At 71.4% G+C, this 20,384-nt stretch carries 15 protein-coding genes; 11 read left to right on the forward strand and 4 right to left on the reverse strand.

Annotated elements, in window-relative coordinates; translation table 11 throughout:
* Window position 1 precedes the first annotated feature (1 nt).
* The 11 genes from HEP85_RS31990 to HEP85_RS32040 all read left to right on the forward strand — a co-directional run bounded on the left by HEP85_RS31990 (window position 2) and on the right by HEP85_RS32040 (window position 13,910).
* Complete coding sequence (locus tag HEP85_RS31990) at window positions 2-1,006, forward strand: sugar phosphate isomerase/epimerase (protein WP_168530985.1); 1,005 nt, start codon at window positions 2-4, stop codon at window positions 1,004-1,006.
* Window positions 1,007-1,152: 146 nt separating this feature from the next.
* Window positions 1,153-3,642 (forward strand): PQQ-dependent sugar dehydrogenase, encoded by a 2,490-nt coding sequence (locus HEP85_RS31995; protein ID WP_168530986.1) that lies wholly within the window; start codon window positions 1,153-1,155, stop codon window positions 3,640-3,642.
* Window positions 3,643-3,659: 17 nt separating this feature from the next.
* Window positions 3,660-5,027: a ThuA domain-containing protein gene (locus HEP85_RS32000; protein ID WP_168530987.1), complete on the forward strand. Its 1,368-nt coding sequence runs from the start codon at window positions 3,660-3,662 to the stop codon at window positions 5,025-5,027.
* Between the two features lie 186 nt (window positions 5,028-5,213).
* Window positions 5,214-6,449 (forward strand): inositol-3-phosphate synthase, encoded by a 1,236-nt coding sequence (locus HEP85_RS32005; RefSeq protein ID WP_329291584.1) that lies wholly within the window; start codon window positions 5,214-5,216, stop codon window positions 6,447-6,449.
* Window positions 6,450-6,484: 35 nt separating this feature from the next.
* Window positions 6,485-7,378 carry an SCO3242 family prenyltransferase gene (locus tag HEP85_RS32010; protein WP_329295155.1) on the forward strand — a complete coding sequence of 298 codons (894 nt, stop codon included), beginning with the start codon at window positions 6,485-6,487 and terminating at the stop codon, window positions 7,376-7,378.
* On the forward strand, window positions 7,375-8,403 hold the full coding sequence (locus HEP85_RS32015) for a sugar phosphate isomerase/epimerase (RefSeq protein WP_248002145.1): 1,029 nt from the start codon (window positions 7,375-7,377) through the stop codon (window positions 8,401-8,403). Before HEP85_RS32010 ends, HEP85_RS32015 begins: the two co-directional genes overlap by 4 nt.
* Window positions 8,400-9,140 (forward strand): EboA domain-containing protein, encoded by a 741-nt coding sequence (locus HEP85_RS32020; protein ID WP_168530989.1) that lies wholly within the window; start codon window positions 8,400-8,402, stop codon window positions 9,138-9,140. The genes HEP85_RS32015 and HEP85_RS32020 overlap by 4 nt, the downstream gene beginning before the upstream one ends.
* On the forward strand, window positions 9,140-9,988 hold the full coding sequence (locus HEP85_RS32025; RefSeq protein ID WP_168530990.1) for a TatD family hydrolase: 849 nt from the start codon (window positions 9,140-9,142) through the stop codon (window positions 9,986-9,988). The genes HEP85_RS32020 and HEP85_RS32025 overlap by 1 nt, the downstream gene beginning before the upstream one ends.
* A 3-nt stretch (window positions 9,989-9,991) precedes the next feature.
* Window positions 9,992-11,161, forward strand: coding sequence for a metabolite traffic protein EboE (gene eboE / locus HEP85_RS32030; protein ID WP_168530991.1), 1,170 nt, complete (start codon window positions 9,992-9,994; stop codon window positions 11,159-11,161).
* Complete coding sequence (locus HEP85_RS32035; RefSeq protein WP_168530992.1) at window positions 11,158-12,558, forward strand: nucleotide pyrophosphatase/phosphodiesterase family protein; 1,401 nt, start codon at window positions 11,158-11,160, stop codon at window positions 12,556-12,558. Before eboE ends, HEP85_RS32035 begins: the two co-directional genes overlap by 4 nt.
* A 161-nt stretch (window positions 12,559-12,719) precedes the next feature.
* A complete protein-coding gene (locus tag HEP85_RS32040) occupies window positions 12,720-13,910 on the forward strand; it encodes a sugar phosphate isomerase/epimerase (protein ID WP_168530993.1) in 1,191 nt (396 codons plus the stop codon).
* Window positions 13,911-14,037: 127 nt separating this feature from the next.
* On the opposite strand, the gene HEP85_RS32045 is transcribed toward HEP85_RS32040, so the two are convergent.
* From HEP85_RS32045 to frc, 4 genes are all read right to left on the reverse strand, one after another.
* Window positions 14,038-15,444, reverse strand: a complete 1,407-nt coding sequence (locus HEP85_RS32045; RefSeq protein ID WP_168530994.1) for an OFA family MFS transporter — start codon at window positions 15,442-15,444, stop codon at window positions 14,038-14,040.
* A gap of 1 nt (window position 15,445) precedes the next feature.
* Window positions 15,446-16,834 (reverse strand): OFA family MFS transporter, encoded by a 1,389-nt coding sequence (locus tag HEP85_RS32050; RefSeq protein ID WP_168530995.1) that lies wholly within the window; start codon window positions 16,832-16,834, stop codon window positions 15,446-15,448.
* A 124-nt stretch (window positions 16,835-16,958) separates the two neighbouring features.
* A complete protein-coding gene (locus HEP85_RS32055) occupies window positions 16,959-19,103 on the reverse strand; it encodes an acetate--CoA ligase family protein (protein WP_168530996.1) in 2,145 nt (714 codons plus the stop codon).
* A gap of 3 nt (window positions 19,104-19,106) precedes the next feature.
* Window positions 19,107-20,375 (reverse strand): formyl-CoA transferase, encoded by a 1,269-nt coding sequence (gene frc, locus HEP85_RS32060; protein WP_168530997.1) that lies wholly within the window; start codon window positions 20,373-20,375, stop codon window positions 19,107-19,109.
* Between the last annotated feature and the right edge of the window lie 9 nt (window positions 20,376-20,384).

The following is a 20,384-nucleotide window of genomic DNA, read 5'->3' on the forward strand; positions in this document are numbered from 1 at the left end:
CATGCCGCGCACCTTCACGCTCTTCACCGGCCAGTGGGCCGACCTGCCGCTCGAGGAGGTCTGCCGGCTCGCCCGCGACTTCGGCTACGACGGACTCGAACTCGCTTGCTGGGGCGACCACTTCGAGGTCGACAAGGCGCTCGCGGACCCCGCCTACGTCGAGTCCCGGCACGCACTCCTCGACAAGTACGGCCTCAAGTGCTGGGCGATCTCCAACCACCTGGTCGGCCAGGCCGTCTGCGACGCCATCATCGACGAACGCCACCGGGCCATCCTGCCCGCCCGCATCTGGGGCGACGGCGAACCCGAGGGCGTACGGCAGCGGGCCGCCGCCGAGATCGCCGACACCGCGCGCGCCGCCGCGGCCCTCGGGGTCGACACCGTCATCGGCTTCACCGGCTCGGCCATCTGGCACCTGGTCGCCATGTTCCCGCCCGCACCCGAGTCGATGATCGCCCGCGGCTACGAGGACTTCGCGACACGCTGGAACCCGATCCTGGACGTCTTCGACGCGCAGGGCGTGCGGTTCGCGCACGAGGTCCACCCCAGCGAGATCGCCTACGACTACTGGACCACCCACGAGGCCCTGAAAGCGGTCGGCCACCGGCCTGCGTTCGGGCTGAACTTCGACCCCTCGCACTTCGTGTGGCAGGACCTCGACCCGGTCGGCTTCCTCTACGACTTCCGCGACCGCATCTACCACGTCGACTGCAAGGAAGCCCGCAAACGGCTCGACGGACGCAACGGCCGCCTCGGATCGCACCTGCCCTGGGGTGACCCGCGGCGCGGCTGGGACTTCGTCTCCGCGGGCCATGGCGACGTGCCCTGGGAGGACGTCTTCCGCATGCTGCGCTCCATCGACTACAAGGGTCCCGTCTCGGTCGAGTGGGAGGACGCCGGAATGGACCGGCTCCAGGGCGCACCCGAGGCCCTGACCCGCCTCAAGACGTACGACTTCGAGCCGCCGTCGGCCTCTTTCGACGCGGCGTTCGGCGGCAACGACTAGTGCCACGGCCGGCGTTCGCCTCCACGGTTGAACGCCGGCCGCCGCGGCACCAGGCCGCAGCACACCGTTCACATGCTTCCGGGGTGACGGCGCACCCCGGCGTACCGCACCCGCCCGTACGACCAGCCCCTTCATGGAGGCATTTCGTGCACCCGAACGACCGGAACAAGAGCCGCACAAGTCACTTAGGACGCCCGAGGCTCCGCGGGGCACTCGCCCTGCTGAGCGGCGCGCTGCTGGCAGCCGCGTCCCTCACCCTCACCGCCCCCGCGGCCGGCGCAGCCGTCGCCGGTCCGGGCGAGGCGGCCGCCGAGGACTTCCAGCAGGTCACCCTCGCCAAGGGCGAACCGGAGGTCGGCGAGCCCATGTCGCTCGCCGTGCTCCCCGACCGCTCGGTCCTGCACACCTCGCGCGACGGCGAACTCCGCCTCACCGACGCCGCGGGCAACACCAGACTCGCCGGCAAGCTCGACGTCTACACCCACGACGAGGAGGGCCTCCAGGGCGTCGGCGTCGACCCCGGCTTCGCGTCCAACCGGTTCGTCTACCTCTACTACGCGCCACCGCTGAATACCCCGGCGGGCGACGCCCCCGAGACCGGGACGGCCGCCGACTTCACCCCGTTCGACGGGGTCAACCGGCTCTCCCGCTTCGTCCTGAAGACCGACGGCACGCTCGACAACGCCAGCGAGAAGCAGATCCTCGACGTCAAGACCTCCCGGGGCATCTGCTGCCACGTCGGCGGCGACATCGACTTCGACGCGGCGGGGAACCTCTACCTCTCCACCGGCGACGACTCCAACCCCTTCCAGTCCGACGGCTTCACACCCATCGACGAGCGCGCCGACCGCAACCCGGCGTTCGACGCCCAGCGTTCGGCCGGTAACACCAACGACCTGCGCGGCAAGATCCTGCGCATCAAGGTGAACGCCGACGGCACGTACTCCATCCCCGACGGCAACCTCTTCGCACCCGGTACGGACAAGGCCCGCCCCGAGATCTACGCGATGGGCTTCCGCAACCCGTTCCGCTTCAGCGTCGACAAGCAGACCGGCGTCGTCTACGTCGGTGACTACGGCCCGGACGCGGGCGCGGCCGATCCGGCGCGCGGCCCCGGCGGCCAGGTCGAGTTCGCCCGTGTCACCGCCGCCGGCAACTTCGGCTGGCCGTACTGCACCGGCAGGAACGACGCCTACGTGGACTACGACTTCGCGACCAGGACCTCCGGCGCGGCCTTCGACTGCGCCGCCCCCAAGAACACCTCCCCCCACAACACCGGTCTCACCGATCTGCCCCCGGCCCAGCCCGCCTGGATCCCGTACGACGGCGCGTCCGTCCCGGAGTTCGGCGACGGCTCCGAGTCCCCGATGGGCGGCCCGGTCTACCACTACGACGCCTCGCTCGACTCGCCGGTGAAGTTCCCGCAGGCCTACGACGGGAACTTCTTCGCCGGAGAGTTCGGCCGCCGCTGGATCAAGCGGATCGACGCCGACACCGACGGCACCGTGCGGTCCGTCAACTCGGTCCCGTGGACGGGCACCCAGGTGATGGACATGGCGTTCGGCCCGGACGGAGCGCTCTACGTCCTCGACTACGGCACCGCCTGGTTCGGCGGCGATGAGAACTCCGGCCTCTACCGCATCGAGAACGCCACCGATGGCCACTCGCCCGTCGCCCAGGCCGCGGCGGACCGCACCTCGGGGCAGGCGTCGCTCAAGGTCCGCTTCTCCTCGGCCGGTTCGACCGACGCGGACGGCGACGCCCTCACCTACAGCTGGGACTTCGGCGACGGCGGCACATCGACGGCGGCCGACCCGTCGCACAAGTACAAGAGGAACGGGACCTACACCGCGACGGTGACCGCCAAGGACAGCACCGGGCGCACCGGCGGCGCCAGCGTGCAGATCGTGGTCGGCAACACCGCGCCCAAAGTGACCGTCGAACTGCCCGGTGACGGGCAGCTGTTCAGCTTCGGTGACCCCGTGCCGTTCAAGGTGAGGGTCACCGACCCGGAGGACGGCCGGGCGATCGACTGCGCCAAGGTGAAGGTCACCTTCGTCCTCGGCCACGACAGCCACGGCCACCCGCTCACCTCGGCGAACGGCTGCTCCGGCACCCTGCAGACCAGCGCCGACGGCGGCCACGACGAGGACGCCAACATCTTCGGGGTCCTCGACGCCGAGTACACCGACGGCGGAGGCGGCGGCCAGGCCGCGCTGACCACCCACGACCGCAATGTGCTCCAGCCCAGGCACCGCCAGGCCGAACACCACGGCGACGCCTCCGGCATCACCGTTCAGTCGAAGGCCACCGCACACGGCGGGAAGACCGTCGGCGACATCGACGACGGCGACTGGATCTCCTTCACCCCGTACGTCCTGGCCGACGCCAAGAAGATCACGGCTCGCGTCTCGTCGGCCGGCGCGGGCGGCACCCTCGAGGTCCGCGCGGGCTCCCCGACCGGCCGCGTGCTGGGCAGGGCGACGGTGCCGGTGACCGGCGGCTGGGACACCTTCCAGGACGTCAGTGCGGACATCTCACGTGCTCCGCGCGGCACCACGACGCTCTACCTCGTCTTCAGGGGAGGCGCGGGCGCGCTCTACGACGTGGACGACTTCACCTTCACCACGGGCTGACAGGAGGAGCGACGGTCATGCGCACAACGGCACGAATACTGACCACGGGTGCCGCTGCCGCCCTGCTCCTCGGATGTGTGGCGGGACCGGCCGCGTCGAAGGGCGCGGCCGGTCCCGGCGGGAGCCGGGTGCTGGTGTTCTCGAAGACAGCGGGCTTCAGACACGACGCGATTCCCGAAGGGATCGCGGCCGTACGGGAGTTGGGGACCGAGGGCGGTTTCACGGTCGACGCCACCGAGGACGCGGGCGCCTTCACCGCACGCAACCTCGCGCGGTACGACGCCGTGGTGTTCCTCTCGACCACCGGTGACGTCCTCGACGACACCCAACAGGGCGCGTTCGAGCGGTACATCGAGCGGGGAGGTGGTTACGCGGGCGTCCACGCGGCCGCCGACACCGAGTACGACTGGGCCTTCTACGGCGGTCTCGTGGGCGCCTACTTCCAGTCGCATCCCGCGATCCAGCCCGCGACGGTCGACGTCGAGGACACCGGACACCCGGCGACCTCGGGACTTCCGGGAACCTGGGAGCGTACGGACGAGTGGTACAACTACCGCTCCGATCCCCGGGAACGGGTGCACGTCCTGGCCTCCCTCGACGAGTCCACGTACTCCGGCGGCACGATGAGCGGCGACCATCCGATCGCCTGGTGCCAGGAGTACCGGGGCGGCCGCGCCTTCTACACCGGGGGCGGTCACACCAAGGAGTCCTACGCGGACCCGGCCTTCCGCCGGCACCTGCTGGGCGGCATCCGGTACGCGACGGGGGCCGCCCGGGCCGATTGCCGCCCCGAGAACGGCTACCGGCCGCTCTTCGACGGCACCGCCGCCTCGCTGACCGACTGGCGACAGGCGGGACCGGGCGCGTTCTCACTGTCACCGGACGGCACACTCACGTCGTCCGGCGGCCTGGGAATGCTCTGGTACGCAGGGGCCGCGTTCGGCTCCTACTCGCTGAAGCTGGACTGGAAGGCGGCCGGGGACGACAACTCCGGCGTCTTCGTGGGCTTCCCCGCCTCCGACGACCCCTGGTCGGCCGTCGACCACGGCCATGAGGTCCAGATCGACGCGACCGACACCCCCGACCGCACCACGGGGGCCGTGTACGGATTCCAGTCCGCCGACCTCAGGAAGCGCGACCGCGCGCTGAATCCGCCGGGGGAGTGGAACACGTACGAGATCCGGGTGGAGGGCGAACACCTCCGCGTCCGGCTCAACGGTGTGCGGATCAACGATTTCACCAACACCGATCCGGCACGGAGCCTGCGCGACGGGCACATCGGCATCCAGAACCACGGAGCCGACGACCAGGTGTCCTTCCGCAACGTACGGATCAAGGAACTGCCCGCGAAGTCCGTGGCAAACACGGCGCCTCCGGGCGACTGAGCGGCGGCGGGCGGGGGACGCCGGACCCCCGCCCGCCGTCTCGTCCGCACCTCACCCGCCTCCGGCGCCTCTTCACCTCCCGCACCCAGCTTCACCCTGACGTCCCTGACGTCCCTGACATCCCCCTGACCTCTTCCCTCTCCTCCGTCTCTCCTCTGTGGCGGACGTACGACCAGGAGGCTGCCCATGTCCGCGTCCTCTTCCGAACCCCGGGTGGGTGTGTGGCTGATCGGAGCGCGCGGTTCCGTCGCCACCACCGTCGTCGCGGGCTGCGCGGCCGTCACCGCCGGCCTGCACCCTCCGACCGGCATGGTCACCGAGACACCCCTCTTCGCCGGGTGCGGCCTGCCTCCGCTGTCCTCGCTCGTCTTCGGCGGCCACGACACCGTGGACTGCCCGCTGCCCAAGCGCGCGGAGGCCCTCGTGGCGGGGGGCGTCCTCCCGCACGGCCTGCCGGCGGCGGTCGCGGCCGAACTGGAGGCCGCCGACCGGGAGATCCGGCCGGGCGGCCCGGTCCCCGGCGGCACCCAGGACACCGCGGAGCTGGTCGACGGCTTCGCCGCCGACCTGCGGGACTTCTTACGGCGACGGGGCCTGACCCGGGCGGTCGTGGTGAACGTGGCCTCCACCGAGCCCGCTCCCACCGAGCCCGCTCCCACCGGCACCACGCTGCCCCCGAGCTCCCTGTACGCGGCGGCGGCCCTCAAGGCCGGCTGCCCGTACGTGAACTTCACCCCGTCGACCGGCCTCCACCACCCCGCGCTGGCCCCGGCGGCACGGACCGGCGGCCTGCCGTACGCCGGCCGGGACGGCAAGACGGGCCAGACCCTCCTGCGGTCGGTGCTCGGCCCGATGTTCGCGCAACGCGCGCTGGAGGTCCGCGCCTGGTCGGGCACCAACCTGCTCGGCGGCGGTGACGGGGCCTCCCTCGCCGACCCCGCCGCCGCGGCCGCCAAGAACGCCGGCAAGGAACGGGTGCTCGCGGACACGCTGGGCACGGCCCCGCAGGGCGAGGTGCACATCGACGACGTGCCGGCGCTCGGCGACTGGAAGACCGCCTGGGACCACATCGCCTTCGACGGCTTCCTCGGTACCCGGATGATCCTCCAGACCACCTGGCAGGGCTGCGACTCCGCACTGGCGGCGCCCCTCGTCCTCGACCTCGCACGCCTGGTGTCCCGCGCCCACGAGGCGGGCCTGTCGGGGCCGCTCGACGGCCTCGGCTTCTACTTCAAGGACCCGCTGGGCGAGGGGCCCGCGGCGCTCGGCGAACAGTACGCCGAGCTCGCGCGGTTCGCGGTCCGGCTCCGGACACCACGTCCGGAACGCCCGGAGCCGCACCCCGAACGCCGCGCCCAGCAGCCGGGACGACGGAACCCGCAGCCCGGACGGCCGTCGCACGGGTCCCGGGAGGAGCGGTGACGCACCCTCGCCCGGACGCGGGAACGACCGGTTCCGTGCCGCGTGGTGCCGGTCCGCGGCTGCTCGCCTGGGCCGAACTGCTCCGGCTGCCCGCCCTGTTCACCGTCCCCGGCGACGCCCTCGCCGGAGCCGCTGCCGCCGGTCGCCGCCCCGGACCGCGCACGCTGCTCGCCGTCGGCTGCTCGCTGTGCCTGTACGAGGCGGGCATGGCCCTCAACGACTGGGCCGACCGGGCCGAGGACGCCGCCGAGCGCCCGCACCGCCCGCTGCCGTCCGGCCGTGTCCGGCCGACCGCGGCCCTCGCGGCGGCGGGCACCCTGACCGCGGCCGGTCTGGCCCTCGCCGTCCGCGCGGGCCGTGGCGCCCTCGCCGTCGCGGTACCCCTCGCGGCCACCGTGTGGGCGTACGACCTCGTGCTCAAGCGAACTTTCGCGGGGCCGGCGGCGATGGCCGCCGCCCGGGGTCTTGACCTGCTCCTCGGCGCGGCGGCGACGGGCGGCGGCGTCCGACCCGCCCTGCCCTCCGCCGCCGCGCTGGCCGTCCACACCCTGGCGGTGACCGCGGTCTCCCGAGGCGAGACCCGGGGCGGATCACCGGTCGTACCGCTGGCCGCGCTCGCCGCGACGGGTTCGCTGTCCTGGGCGTTGACGCGCGGACCTACCTCCGCCCGCGCTCCTCGGAGCGCCGCGCACGTCCTGCGCGCGGCCTTCACGGCCGCCTACGCCGCCACCTCCGCCCGCCCCCTCCTGCACGCCGCTCTCAACCCCTCGCCCCCGCTCACCCAACGAGCCGTCGGCGGCGGCATCCGCGCCATGATCCCGCTCCAGGCCGCCCTCGCGGCCCGCTCGGGCGCCCTCACCTCCGCGCTCCTCACCGCCGCACTGGCCCCCGCGGCCCGCAGGTTCGCGAAGAAGGTGAGCGTCACATGAGCCCCGCGCCGCGCTCCGCGAACTCCTCGCCGTGCTCCGCGAGCCCCGCACCCGGTCCTGGGGGTCCCGCATCCGGTCCTGGGGGTCCCGCACCCGGCTCTGGGGACCCCGCACCCCGTCCCGCGGACCCCGCGCCGCACCCCACGACCCCCAGCCCCCTGCGCTTCGGCTACGGCACCAACGGGCTGGCCGACCTCCGCCTCGACGACGCCCTCGCCCTGCTCGCGGACCTCGGCTACGACGGCGTCGGTTTGACGCTCGATCACATGCACCTCGACCCGATGGCCCCGGATCTCGCCGCCCGGACCCGGCGGTTGGCCCGCAGGCTGGACGCTCTCGGTCTCGGCGTCACCGTGGAGACCGGTGCCCGCTACGTCCTCGACCCGCGCCGCAAGCACGGACCGTCCCTCCTCGACCCGGACCCGGCGGACCGGGCGCGCCGCGCCGGCCTGCTGCACCGCGCCGTGCGGACCGCCGCCGACCTCGGCGCGCACGCCGTGCACTGCTTCAGCGGCGTACCCCCGGCCGGTACCGACGAGGACACCGCCTGGAAGCGGCTCGCCGAGGCACTGGCGCCGGTGCTGGACGCGGCCACCCGCGCCGGCGTCCCGCTCGCCGTCGAACCCGAACCCGGCCATCTGCTCGCCACCCTCGACGACTTCCACCGCCTGCGCCACATCCTCGGCGACCCGCCGGCCCTCGGCCTCACCCTCGACATCGGTCACTGCCAGTGCCTGGAACCCCTTTCCCCCGCCGACTGCGTACGTGCCGCCGCGCCCTGGCTGCGGCACGTCCAGATCGAGGACATGCGCCGCGGCGTCCACGAACACCTCCCGCTCGGGGACGGGGAGATCGACTTCCCGCCCGTCCTCGAAGCCCTGGCCGCCACCGGCTACCAAGCACTGACCGTCGTCGAACTGCCCCGCCACTCCCACGCGGGCCCCCACTTCGCCGAAGAGTCCCTCCCGTTCCTCCACCGCGCGGCCCGGGCGATCCCCGACAGCGCCGAAGGGAGCACCCCGTGAACCACCACCCGCGCGCACTCCACGGCGGCACCCCGCCCACCGCCGCTCCACCTCCTGCCGCTCCACCCACCACCGCCACCACCGCCACCACCGCACCCGCCCTCGCGTCCCTGCGGGCCCGGCTCGACTCCCGCCTCGACGCCCCCGCCCGAGCCTGGCTCGACCGAGCTCTCACCGAAGCCGCCGACCATCCCGGGACCCACGGGCCGATCTCCGTCTGGGAGCTGCGGATCGCGGAGGCAGGTAAGCGCTGCGGCCACGAGAACGCCGACGGCGCCCGCGTCCTCCTCCTGCACGCCGCCCGCGCCGACCCCCAGGCGCTCGCCCGCGTCTACCGCCAGGGCACCGCCGCCGAACGCCGCGCCGTCCTGCACGCCCTGCCCCACCTCGTGCCAGGCCCCGACGCGCTGCCCCTCGTCGAGGACGCACTGCGCACCAACGACACCCGGCTCGTCGCCGCCGCCCTCGGCCCGTACGCGGCCCGCCACCTGGACGCCCACAACTGGCGGCACGCCGTCCTCAAGTGCCTTTTCACCGGTGTCCCCGTCGACGCCGTGGCAGGCCTCGCCGAGCGCGCCCGCGCGGACGCCGAACTCGCCCGGATGCTCGGCGACCACGCCGAGGAACGCACCGCCGCGGGCCGTCCCGTCCCCGAGGACCTCCGGCGCGTACTGGCGCTGACCGAGCCCGCCGACACCCCCACCGGCACCCACGGCCGATCCGGCAAGGAGTCCTGATGCGCATCTTCGACCCCCACATCCACATGACGTCACGGACCACCGACGACTACGAGGCCATGCGCGCCGCGGGCGTCCGCGCCGTCGTCGAGCCCGCCTTCTGGCTCGGCCAGCCACGCACCTCGGCCGCCTCCTTCCTCGACTACTTCGACTCACTGCTCGGCTGGGAGCCCTTCCGCGCCGCCCAGTACGGCATCGCCCACCACTGCGCACTCGCCCTCAACCCCAAGGAGGCCAACGACCCCCGCTGCGTCCCCGTCCTGGACGAACTGCCCCGGTACCTCGTCAAGGACCAGGTCGTGGCCGTGGGCGAGATCGGCTACGACTCCATGACCCCCGCCGAGGACACCGCCCTGACCACCCAGCTCCAGCTCGCCGCCGACCACGGGCTGCCCGCGCTGGTGCACACCCCCCACCGCGACAAGCTCACCGGCCTGCGCCGCACCTTGGACGCCGTCCGGGAGTCCGCACTGCCCCCGGACCGTGTCCTGGTCGACCACCTCAACGAGACGACCGTCAAGGAAGCCAAGGACAGCGGCTGCTGGCTGGGCTTCTCCGTCTATCCCGACACCAAGATGGACGAGGAGCGCATGGTCGCGATCCTGCGCGCCTACGGTCCGGAGAGAGTTCTCGTCAACTCGGCCGCGGACTGGGGGAGGAGCGACCCCCTCAAGACCCGTCTCGTGGGCGACGCCCTGCTGGCCGCCGGGTTCACCGACGACGACGTCGACCGGGTGCTGTGGCGCAACCCCGTCGCCTTCTACGGACTCAGCGGACGCCTCTGCCTCGACCTGCCCGGCACCGGCGCGACCCACGAGGGCAACTCCGTCCTGCGTGGCGGGGAGTGAGCGATGCGCTTCCGCCATCCCGACGGCTCCACCGTCCACCTCGCCTACTGCACCAACGTCCACCCCGCCGAAACCCTCGACGGCGTCCTCGCCCAGCTCCGCGACCACTGCGAACCCGTCCGCCGGCGCCTCGGCCGCGACCGCCTCGGCATCGGCCTGTGGCTCGCCAAGGACGCCGCCCACGCCCTGGTCACCGACCCCTCCGCGCTGCGCGCCCTGCGCACCGAACTCGACCGCCGCGGCCTCGAGGTCGTCACCCTCAACGGCTTCCCCTACGAGGGCTTCGGCGCCGAAGAGGTCAAGTACCGCGTCTACCGGCCCGACTGGGCCGACCCGGAACGCCTCGCCCACACCACCGCCCTCGCCCGTGTCCTCGCCCAGCTCCTCCCCGACGACATCACCGAAGGCAGCGTCTCCACCCTGCCGCTGGCCTGGCGCACCGCGTACGACGACGACCGCGCGGCGAGGGCCCGGGCCGCGCTGACCACCCTCGCGGAACGCCTCGACGCCCTCCACGAACTCACCGGACGCTCGCTGCGCGTCGGCCTGGAACCCGAACCGGGCTGCACCGTCGAGACCACCGCCGACGCGCTCGCCCCGCTCACCGCCATCGGCCACGACCGCATCGGCATCTGCGTGGACACGTGCCACCTCGCCACCTCCTTCGAGGACCCGCACACCGCCCTGGACGCCCTCACCGAGGCCCGCGTCCCCATCGTCAAGTCCCAGCTCTCCGCGGCCCTGCACGCCGAACACCCCCGTCTCCCCGAAGTCCGTGCGGCCCTCGCCGCCTTCGACGAACCCCGCTTCCTGCACCAGACCCGCACCACCACCGCCACCGGCCTGCGCGGCACCGACGACCTCGGCGAGGCCCTGACCGGCGACGCACTGCCCGACACCACCCCGTGGCGCGCCCACTTCCACGTCCCGCTGCACGCACCCCCCGCCGCACCCCTCACCTCGACCCTCCCCGTCCTCAAGGCCGCGCTGACCCGCCTCGTCGGCGGCACGCACCCGCTCACCCGGCACCTGGAGGTCGAGACCTACACCTGGCAGGCCCTGCCGCCCGAGCTGCGCCCCCGGACCCGCGCCCAGCTCGTCGACGGCATCGCCGCCGAACTCACCCTCGCCCGCGATCTGTTGACGGACCTGGGCCTCAAGGAGCTGCCGTGACCCACCCCACGCCGGAGCGTTCCGGGCCCACCCCGCTCCTCGTCCTCGACGTCGTCGGCCTCACCCCTCGTCTGCTCGACCACATGCCCCGCCTCAAAGCGCTCGGCCGGTCCGGTTTCAGCGCCCCGCTCGGCACCGTCCTGCCCGCCGTCACCTGCGCCGCCCAGTCCACCTTCCTCACCGGCACCCACCCCGGCGAGCACGGCATCGTCGGCAACGGCTGGTACTTCCGCGAACTCGGCGACGTACTCCTGTGGCGGCAGCACAACGGCCTGGTGTCCGGCGACAAGCTGTGGGACGCCGCCCGCCGTGCGCATCCCGGCTACACGGTCGCCAATATCTGCTGGTGGTACGCCATGGGCGCCGACACCGACATCACCGTCACTCCCCGTCCCGTCTACTACGCCGACGGCCGCAAGGAACCCGACTGCTACACCCGGCCCCCGGCCCTGCACGACGAACTCACCGCGAGACTCGGCACGTTCCCCCTCTTCCACTTCTGGGGCCCCGGCGCCGACCTCGTCTCCAGCCGCTGGATCATCGACGCGACCCGGCACGTCAACCGCACCCGCCGGCCGGACCTGACCCTCTGCTACCTCCCTCACCTCGACTACGACCTGCAGCGCTTCGGCCCCGACGACCCGCGCTCCCACCGGGCCGCCGCCGACCTCGACGCGGCCGTCGCGCCCCTTCTCGACGACGCCGAGGCCGAAGGCCGCACCGTCGTCGCGCTCTCGGAGTACGGCATCACCCGCGTGGACCGTCCCGTCGACATCAACCGCGCCCTGCGCCGCGCCGGCCTCCTCGAGGTGCACACGCAGGACGGCATGGAGTACCTCGACCCGATGGCCTCCCGCGCCTTCGCGGTCGCCGACCACCAGATCGCCCACGTCTACGTGCGACGGCCCGAGGACCTGGAGGGCACCAGGACCGCACTCGCCGGCCTGCCCGGCATCGAGCGACTCCTCGACGACGAGGGCAAGAAGGCCCACCACCTCGACCATCCGCGCTCCGGCGAACTCGTCGCCGTCGCCGAACCGGACGCTTGGTTCACGTACTACTACTGGCTCGACGACGCCGACGCGCCCGACTTCGCGCGCCTCGTCGAGATCCACCGCAAACCCGGCTACGACCCGGCCGAACTGTTCATGGACCCCCTCGACCCCTACGTCAAGGTGAAGGCCGCCACGGCGCTGGCCCGCAAGAAGCTCGGGCTGCGCTACCGCATGGCCGTCGTGCCCCTCGACCCCTCGGCTCTTCGCGGCAGCCACGGCCGCCTTCCCGCGAGCGACGACGAAGGTCCGCTCCTCATCTGCTCCACCCCCCGCACCGGCACCGGCCGCATCGCGGCCACCGAAGTGAAATCCCTGCTGCTCGGCCTGGCCGGTCTCGCGTGACGAGGCCGGACGAGCGACTACGGAAAGTGAAACACGCGCCACTGACAACGCCTCCGCCGCGCGTCCCCGCACCTGCCCGGCAGGCCACCGGCCCGGGCACGGGCGGCACCACATCCTCCGGCACCCGGCACCGCTGAACACCGACCCGAAAGAGAGACACCGTGACCGCGTTCAACGACGGACCCGCGTTCAACGACGAACCCGCAGTCGGCGACGCCCTGCGTCGCACACTCGGAGTCGACCGCCGCCGCTTCCTCAGCACCTGCACCGCCGCCGCGACCGCGGCGATCGCCGCACCCGTCCTCGGCGCCTCTCCGGCCGTCGCCCACGACCGGGGCAGAGGCCACGACCACGGTCACGGCCACGGCGGTGACCTCCTCGTCCCCGCGAACCGGCGCGGCATCATCCTGTACACCGTCCGTGACGCGACGGGCCGCGACCCGCTCTCCACCGACCTGCCCTCCGGCTTCCGCGAGGTCTTCGAACAGCTCTCGCGCTTCGGCTACCGGCAGGTGGAGTTCGCCGGGTACGGCCAGCACGCCAACGCCCCCGGCGGAGCGAACCTGGAGTCGGTGGAGGGCGCCAGGCTGCTGCGCTCCTGGCTCGACGACTACGGGCTGCGGGCCCAGGGCAACCACGGCTTCATCCCGTCGTCCTGGCCCCTCACCACACCCGACCTGGACACCTTCAAGAAGCACCTGGAGATCGCCAACATCCTCGGCATGGCGCACGTGGGCACCGGCGGCGACCCCACCGGCAGCGCCTACCGCGCAGACTGGGACGTCGCCGCCGACAAGTGGAACGCGCTCGGCGCCATCGCCCGCCGCGCGGGCCTCAAGCTGTACACCCACAACCACGACGCGGCGTACGGCTTCCTGCTCGACGGGGGCCCGCTGGACGACCAGGGCCGGCCGACCCGCAGTTCGGGCGTCCGCAAACTGGAGTACTTCCTGAAGGTCACCGACCCGAAGGTGGTCTGGCTGGAGATGGACATCTTCTGGGCGCACGTGGCCCAGTACAAGTTCCCCACGTACACCGCCCACGACGGCTCCACCCGGGAGAAGACCTTCGATCCCGCGGGGCTCGTCGTCCGCAACAACAAGCGCTACCCGCTCTTCCACGCCAAGGACGGCACCGTCAACACCACCAACGGAATGGGCTACGACATGGTGCCCTTCGGCACCGGCGTCATCGACTACACCACGTTCTTCTCCCGCGTCGGCGACCGGAGTTACCACAACCCGATGGTCGAGCAGGACAACGCCCCGAGTGCCACCGACCCAGGGCAGTCACTGAAGCACGCGAAGATCGGTTACGACCACCTCGCCGCCCTCCGCGAGAAGCGCCACTAGACACACCCTGGATCCGGCGCGCCACGTCAGGCGACCCTCCCCACACGTGTCCCGTGGGGAGGGCCGCCTGATGTCCGTACGTCCGCGCACGTTCCGTTCCGTTGCCCGCCGTCTTCCGTTCGCCCCGTCAGCCGGCCGGCTGTGGCTGCGAACTCACGCTCAACTCGCCCTCGCGTCCCGGCTGTTTCAGCAGCAACGCGATCGCCGCCGCCGCCATCGAGATGCCGCCGGCCAGCGCGTACGCGCCGTTGTAACCCCAGGCGGCGACCACCATCGAGCCGAGACCGCCGCCGAACAGACCGCTGACCAGCTTCCCGCTGTACACCAGGCCGTAGTTGGTGGCGTTGTAGTTCTCGCCGAAGTAGTCCGGGGTCAGGGCCGCGAACATCGGGTAGAAGGCACCGCCGCCGAACCCGGAGAGGAAGGCGAAGAACAGGAAGAGCCACTCGCTCCTGACGTTCCCGGCCCAGATCACGCCGAACTGCGCGAGCCCCAGCACGACGATGACGAACACCAGGGTCAACTTGCGTCCCCAGGTGTCGGACAGCCAGCCCACCACGGCGCGGCCGATGCCGTTGATGACGGCCATGATGCCCATCGAGGACGCCGCCACCAGGGGACCGAAGCCCACCTCCTTGGCGAAGTCGACCTGGAAGGAGATCCCGAAGATCGACACACCCGCGGTCATCACGAGGGTGATCCACATCAGGGGGAGCACGCCCGTCCTGACGGCCTCCTTCGGGGTGTACTGCTTCACCGCGGGCGGGTTCTTGGCGAGGGTCGCCGCGGTCTTGGTGTCGCCGCCGTGGGTCAGCGGGTCGATGTCCGCCGGCCACCAGTTCTTCGGCGGGTCCTTGAAGAAGAACGCGGTGGACAGGACGACGATCATCACGTAGCACCCGATGAGGTCCAGGACGCGATGGTAGTTCCCGGTGTCGAAGGCGTAGTTGAAGATGAAGATGAAGGGCAGGGAGCCGTAGGCGAATCCGCCGTTGACGAAGCCGGTCCTGGCGCCCCGCCGTTCGGGGAACCACTTGCCGACCATGTTGATGCAGGTCGCGTAGACCAGGCCCGAGCCGATGCCGCCGATGACACCGAAGCCCAGGATGGCCAGCAGCACGTCGCTCAGGTGCGACAGGGCGAGGAAGCCGAGTACGCACATGACCGCGCCGATGTACATGGCCCTGCGGGCGGTGAGGATGCCCTTCTCCCGCATCCAGCCCGCCGGGAAGGCTATGCCGGCCTGGAAGAAGACCCAGACGCTCAGGATCCAGAAGGTGTTGCTCTGCGTCCAGCCGTGCGCGTGGGACAGGGTGTCCTCCGCGGAGCCGTACGCGTACTCGAAGACGCTGATGGCCATCATGGCGATCCACGGCAGGTACACCATGAACTTGCGTGAGTGGCCCAGGATGTCCCGGTCCGTCTCGCCGATCCGGTAGACACGGCCCCGGGCGTCGGTGACTTCGCGGTACGAGCGGTTCGGGGCGCCGGCTTCGGCCGACGCGCCCTCGGTGGCGATGGGGTCCGCCGTCATGTCACGCCATCTCCTCGCCGAGCGGTTGCGGGTTGGGGACGATGCTCCGGGCCTTGGGGGTGCCCGGTGATTTCAGGAACAGCGCCAGGACGGCGGAGGCCAGGCCGATGGAGCCCGCGAGTACGAACGCCCCGTGGTAGTCCCACGCGCCGACGACGACCGCGCCCATGCCGGAGCCCACCAGGCCCGAGATCAGCTTCGAGCTGTAGACCATCCCGTAGTTGGAGGCGTTGTTGTTCTCGCCGAAGTAGTCCGCCGTCATGGCCGCGAAGAGCGGGAAGATCGCCCCGCCGCCGAAACCGGAGACCATGGAGCAGAACAGGAAGAACGGCATGCTGCCCATCTGGCCCGAGACCAGCACGCCGAACTGTGCGGAGCCCAGCACCAGACAGACGATGATCAGTGTGTTGCGGCGCCCGAAGCGGTCGGAGATCCAGCCGATCACGCCACGCCCGGTGCCGTTGACGATCGCCTTCAGGGACATCGCGGTGGCCACGATCCCGCCCGCGAACCCCATGTCCTTGCCGAACGGCACCTGGAAGGCGATACCGAAGATGTTGATGCCCGCGGTGCACAGCAGACAGAACCACATCATCCACAGGACGGGTGTGCGGGCGGCCTCCTTCGGGGTGTACTGCTTCACCGCCGGCGGGTTCTTCTCCAGCGCCCGCCGGATCCTGGGGTCGGACGACACCTTCAGCGGGTCCACGTGCGGAGGCCACCAGCCCTTGGGCGGGTCCTTGAAGAACCAGCCCGCGAACGCGACCACCAAGCAGCAGACCAGGCCCACCATCACCAGAACGGTCCGGTAGTTGCCCAGGTCCATGTACGAGGTGAACAGGAAGACGAAGGGCACGGAGCCATAGGCGAAACCGCCGTTGACCAGGCCGGTCTTGCCGCCCTTGCGCTCCGGGTACCACTTGCCGACCATGTTCACGCAGGTCGCGTAGACGAAGCCGGCGCCGATGCCGCTGAACATCCCGAAGCCGAGATACGCGACGCTCACATGCGGCGCGAACGCCAGCGAGAGATAGCCAAGCACCGTGCCCAGCGCGCCGAGCATCATGGCGTACCGCGCGGGCAGCCGTCCGCTCTCGCGCAGTTGCCCGGCCGGGAAGGCCACGGCCGCCTGGAAGAAGATCCAGACACCCATCAGCCAGAAGATGTGCCCACTGCTCCACAGGTGGGCGTCGTGCAGGGTGTCCTCGGCGGAGGTGAACGCGTACTCCGAGGAACTGATGCCCAGCATCCCCATCCAGGGGAAGAGCACCATGGTCCAGCGTGGTCGCCCCATGATGTCCCGGTCGGTCTCACCGATCCGGTACAGGCGGCCGTTGCGATCCGTCACCTCCCTGTAGGGGACGGATGTCGATAGGTCGGTGGTCGTCATGTCGGTTCAGCACCCCTTGCGTCGAAAGATCTGGCCAGCGCCCCCTGTCCAAATGCCTTTCGCGTGCGCACGGGTCCTGGGGGCGGCCGACGCGCACCGTCGGCCGCTCCCGCCCTGGTTCACCTCATGAACCGCCCCCCAACAGGCCGGCCGCGCGCGCCCAGCGGTACTTGGCGCCCAGGACCGCCACCGGCGTCTCCGTCGTGTACGGGTACGCCACGACCCCACGCTCGTACAGGTACTGGCAGGCCTCCTCGACCTCGACGTCGCCCGCGAGCGACGCCACCACCGGCTTCTCGACGCCCCGCTCCCGGAACTCGGCCACCACGCGCGCGGTGAGCTCGGCGAAGACCATGGGAGGGGTGACGATGGTGTGCCAGTAGCCGAGGACGAGGGCGTGGATGCGCGGATCCTCCAGGCCCAGCCGGATCGTCGCCTCGTACGTCGACGGCGGCTCGCCGCCCGTGATGTCGACCGGGTTGCCCGCGGCTCCGAAGGGCGGGATGAACGCCCTGAAGGACGCGTCCAGGTCCGGCGGTATCTCCATCAGGGTCAGGCCGTTGTCCATCACGGCGTCGGAGAGGAGGACGCCGCTGCCGCCCGCGCCCGTGATGATCACGACGTTGTCGCCCCGTGGAGTCGGCAGCACCGGCAGTCCGCGCGCGTACTCCAGCATGTCGCGCAGCCCCGGAGCCCTGATGACGCCGGCCTGTTTCAGGATGTCCTCGTACACGGCGTCGTCGCCCGCGAGCGCGCCCGTGTGCGAACCGGCGGCCTTCGCCCCGGCGGCGGTACGGCCCGCCTTCAGGACCACGACCGGCTTCTTGGGGACCGTCGCGCGGGCGGCCTCCACGAAGGCGCGGCCGTCCTTGAGGTCCTCCAGGTGCATCGCGATGCACTCGGTGCGCGGGTCCTCGCCGAACCAGGTCAGCAGGTCGTCCTCGTCCAGGTCCGACTTGTTGCCGAGCCCGACGATCGCGGAGACGCCCGTCTTCGTGGTGCGCGCGAAGCCCAGGATGGCCATGCCGATGCCGCCGGACTGCGAGGTCAGCGCGACACCGCCCTTGACGTCGTACGGCGTGCAGAACGTGGCGCAGAGGTCCTGCCAGGTCGAGTAGTAGCCGTAGATGTTCGGGCCGAGCAGCCGGATGCCGTGCCGTTCGGCGATCGCCACGATCTCGTCCTGGAGCGCCTGCTCACCGGTCTCCGCGAATCCGGAGGGGATCAGTACGGCGTTGGGGACGCCCTTGCGTCCCACCTCCTCCAGGGCCGAGGCCACGAACTTGGCGGGGATCGCGAAGACCGCCACATCCACCTCACCGGGAACGTCCGTGACACTCTTGTACGCCTTGCGGCCCAGGATGTCATCGGCCTTGGGGTTCACCGGGTGGATCTCGCCGGCGAAGCCGCCGTCGACGAGGTTGCGCATCACCGAGTTCCCGATTTTGCCGTGCTCGTTGGAGGCGCCGATCACGGCCACCGAGGAGGGCTGCATCAGCCGGCGCATCGAGGTGAGGATCTCCTCGCGGCCGTACTTGCGCCGCTCCTTGGGGAGCGACTCGGCGAGGATCACCCGGATGTCCGCGGCGACGGCGCCCTCCGGCGTGGCGATCACCGGGTTGAGGTCGACCTCGGCTATCTCCGGGAAGTCCGCGACGAGTTCGGACACCCGGCGGATCTGCTCGGCGATCGCCCACCGGTCCACCGGCGGCGCGCCCCGTACCCCGCGCAGGATCTCGGCCGCCCGGATCGAGTCCAGCATCGACAGGGCCTCGTCGGCGCTCACGGGGGCGAGCCGGAAGGTGACGTCCTTGAGGACCTCGACCAGGACACCGCCGAGCCCGAACGCCACCACTTTCCCGAAGGTCGGGTCGGTCACCGCGCCGACGATGACCTCCTGCCCCCGGGGGAGCAGCTCCTGCACCTGGACGCCTTCGATACGCGCCCGCGGGTCGTACGCCTTCGCGTTCTCGACGATCCGGTGGAAGGCCGCGCGCACGTCCGCCGCGCCCTCCACGCCGACGACGACACCGCCGGCATCCGTCTTGTGCAGGATGTCCGGGGAGACGATCTTCATCACGACGGGCCCACCGAAGCGTGCCGCGTACGCCACCGCCTCGTCGACGTCCCTCGCCAGTTCCTCGCCCGGTACGGCGATCGCGTAGGCGTCGGCGATCACCTTGCCCTCGGGCGCGGTGAGCGCGGCGCGTCCCTCGGCCCGTACGGCGTCGAGGAGCGCGCGCACCCTCAGCACCCGGTCTTCGGCCATCACTCAGATCACTCCGTTCGACTTGAGCAGGCGCAGTTCCTCGTCGCCGAGGCCGAGCTCGCCGATGTAGACCTCTTCGTTGTGCTCGCCGAGCAGTGGTGAACTGGTCACGTCCACGGGGGAGTCGGAGAGCTTCAGCGGACTGCCGACCGTCACGAACTCGCCCCGCTCGGGGTGCGGCACGGTCACGACCATCTCGTTGGCGACCAGCGACTCGTCCTCGACGATCTCCTTGGTGGACAGGATCGGGCCGCAGGGGATGTTGTGGGCGTTGAGCTTCTCCAGCACCTCCCACTTGGGGAGGGTGGCCGACCACTCCTCGATGAGCTGGAACATCTTGGTGAGCTGGGGCAGCCGGGCCTGCGGGGTGGCCCACTCGGGGTCGTCCGCCAGCTCCGGCCGCCCGATCAGCTCGGTGATCGGCTTCCAGCCGACCGGCTGCACGATGACGTACACGTAGTCGTTGGGTCCGCCCGGCGCGCACTTGACCGCCCAGCCGGGCTGGCCGCCGCCGGACGCGTTGCCGGACCGGGGCACCTCGTCGCCGAAGTCCTCGTTGGGATATTCGGCCAACGGCCCGTGCGCCAGGCGCTGCTGGTCCCGGAGCTTGACCCGGCACAGGTTGAGCACCGCGTGCTGCATCGCCACGTTCACGCGCTGCCCGCGTCCCGTGCTCTCCCGCTGGAACAGGGCGGCGAGGATGCCCGCGACCGCGTGGACACCCGTGCCCGAGTCGCCGATCTGCGCGCCCGTCGCCAGGGGCGGCCCGTCCTCGAAGCCGGTGGTCGACATCGACCCGCCCATGGCCTGCGCCACGACCTCGTACGCCTTGAAGTTGGTGTAGGGGCCGTCCCCGAAGCCCTTGATGGAGGCGTAGACGATCCGGGGGTTGATCTCCTGGATGCGGTCCCAGGTGAAGCCCATGCGGTCGACGGCGCCCGGCCCGAAGTTCTCGACCATGACGTCGGAACGCCGGATCAGCTCGGTGAGGATCTCCTTGCCGCGCTCGGTCTTGGTGTTGAGGGTGATGCTGCGCTTGTTGCAGTTGAGCATCGTGAAGTAGAGGGAGTCGACGTCCGGGAGGTCGCGCAGCTGCCCCCGTGTGATGTCGCCGGTCGGCGCCTCCAGCTTGACGACGTCCGCGCCGAGCCAGGCGAGCAACTGGGTGGCGGAGGGGCCGGACTGGACGTGCGTCATGTCGAGGACGCGGATTCCTTCGAGAGCCTTGGCCGACGTTCCCGGGATCGGGGTCGTCGTGGTCGTCGGTGTCATCGGGGGCAC

Origin of the sequence: Streptomyces sp. RPA4-2 (assembly GCF_012273515.2) — a bacterium.
In the GTDB taxonomy this organism is placed as follows: domain Bacteria; phylum Actinomycetota; class Actinomycetes; order Streptomycetales; family Streptomycetaceae; genus Streptomyces; species Streptomyces kaempferi.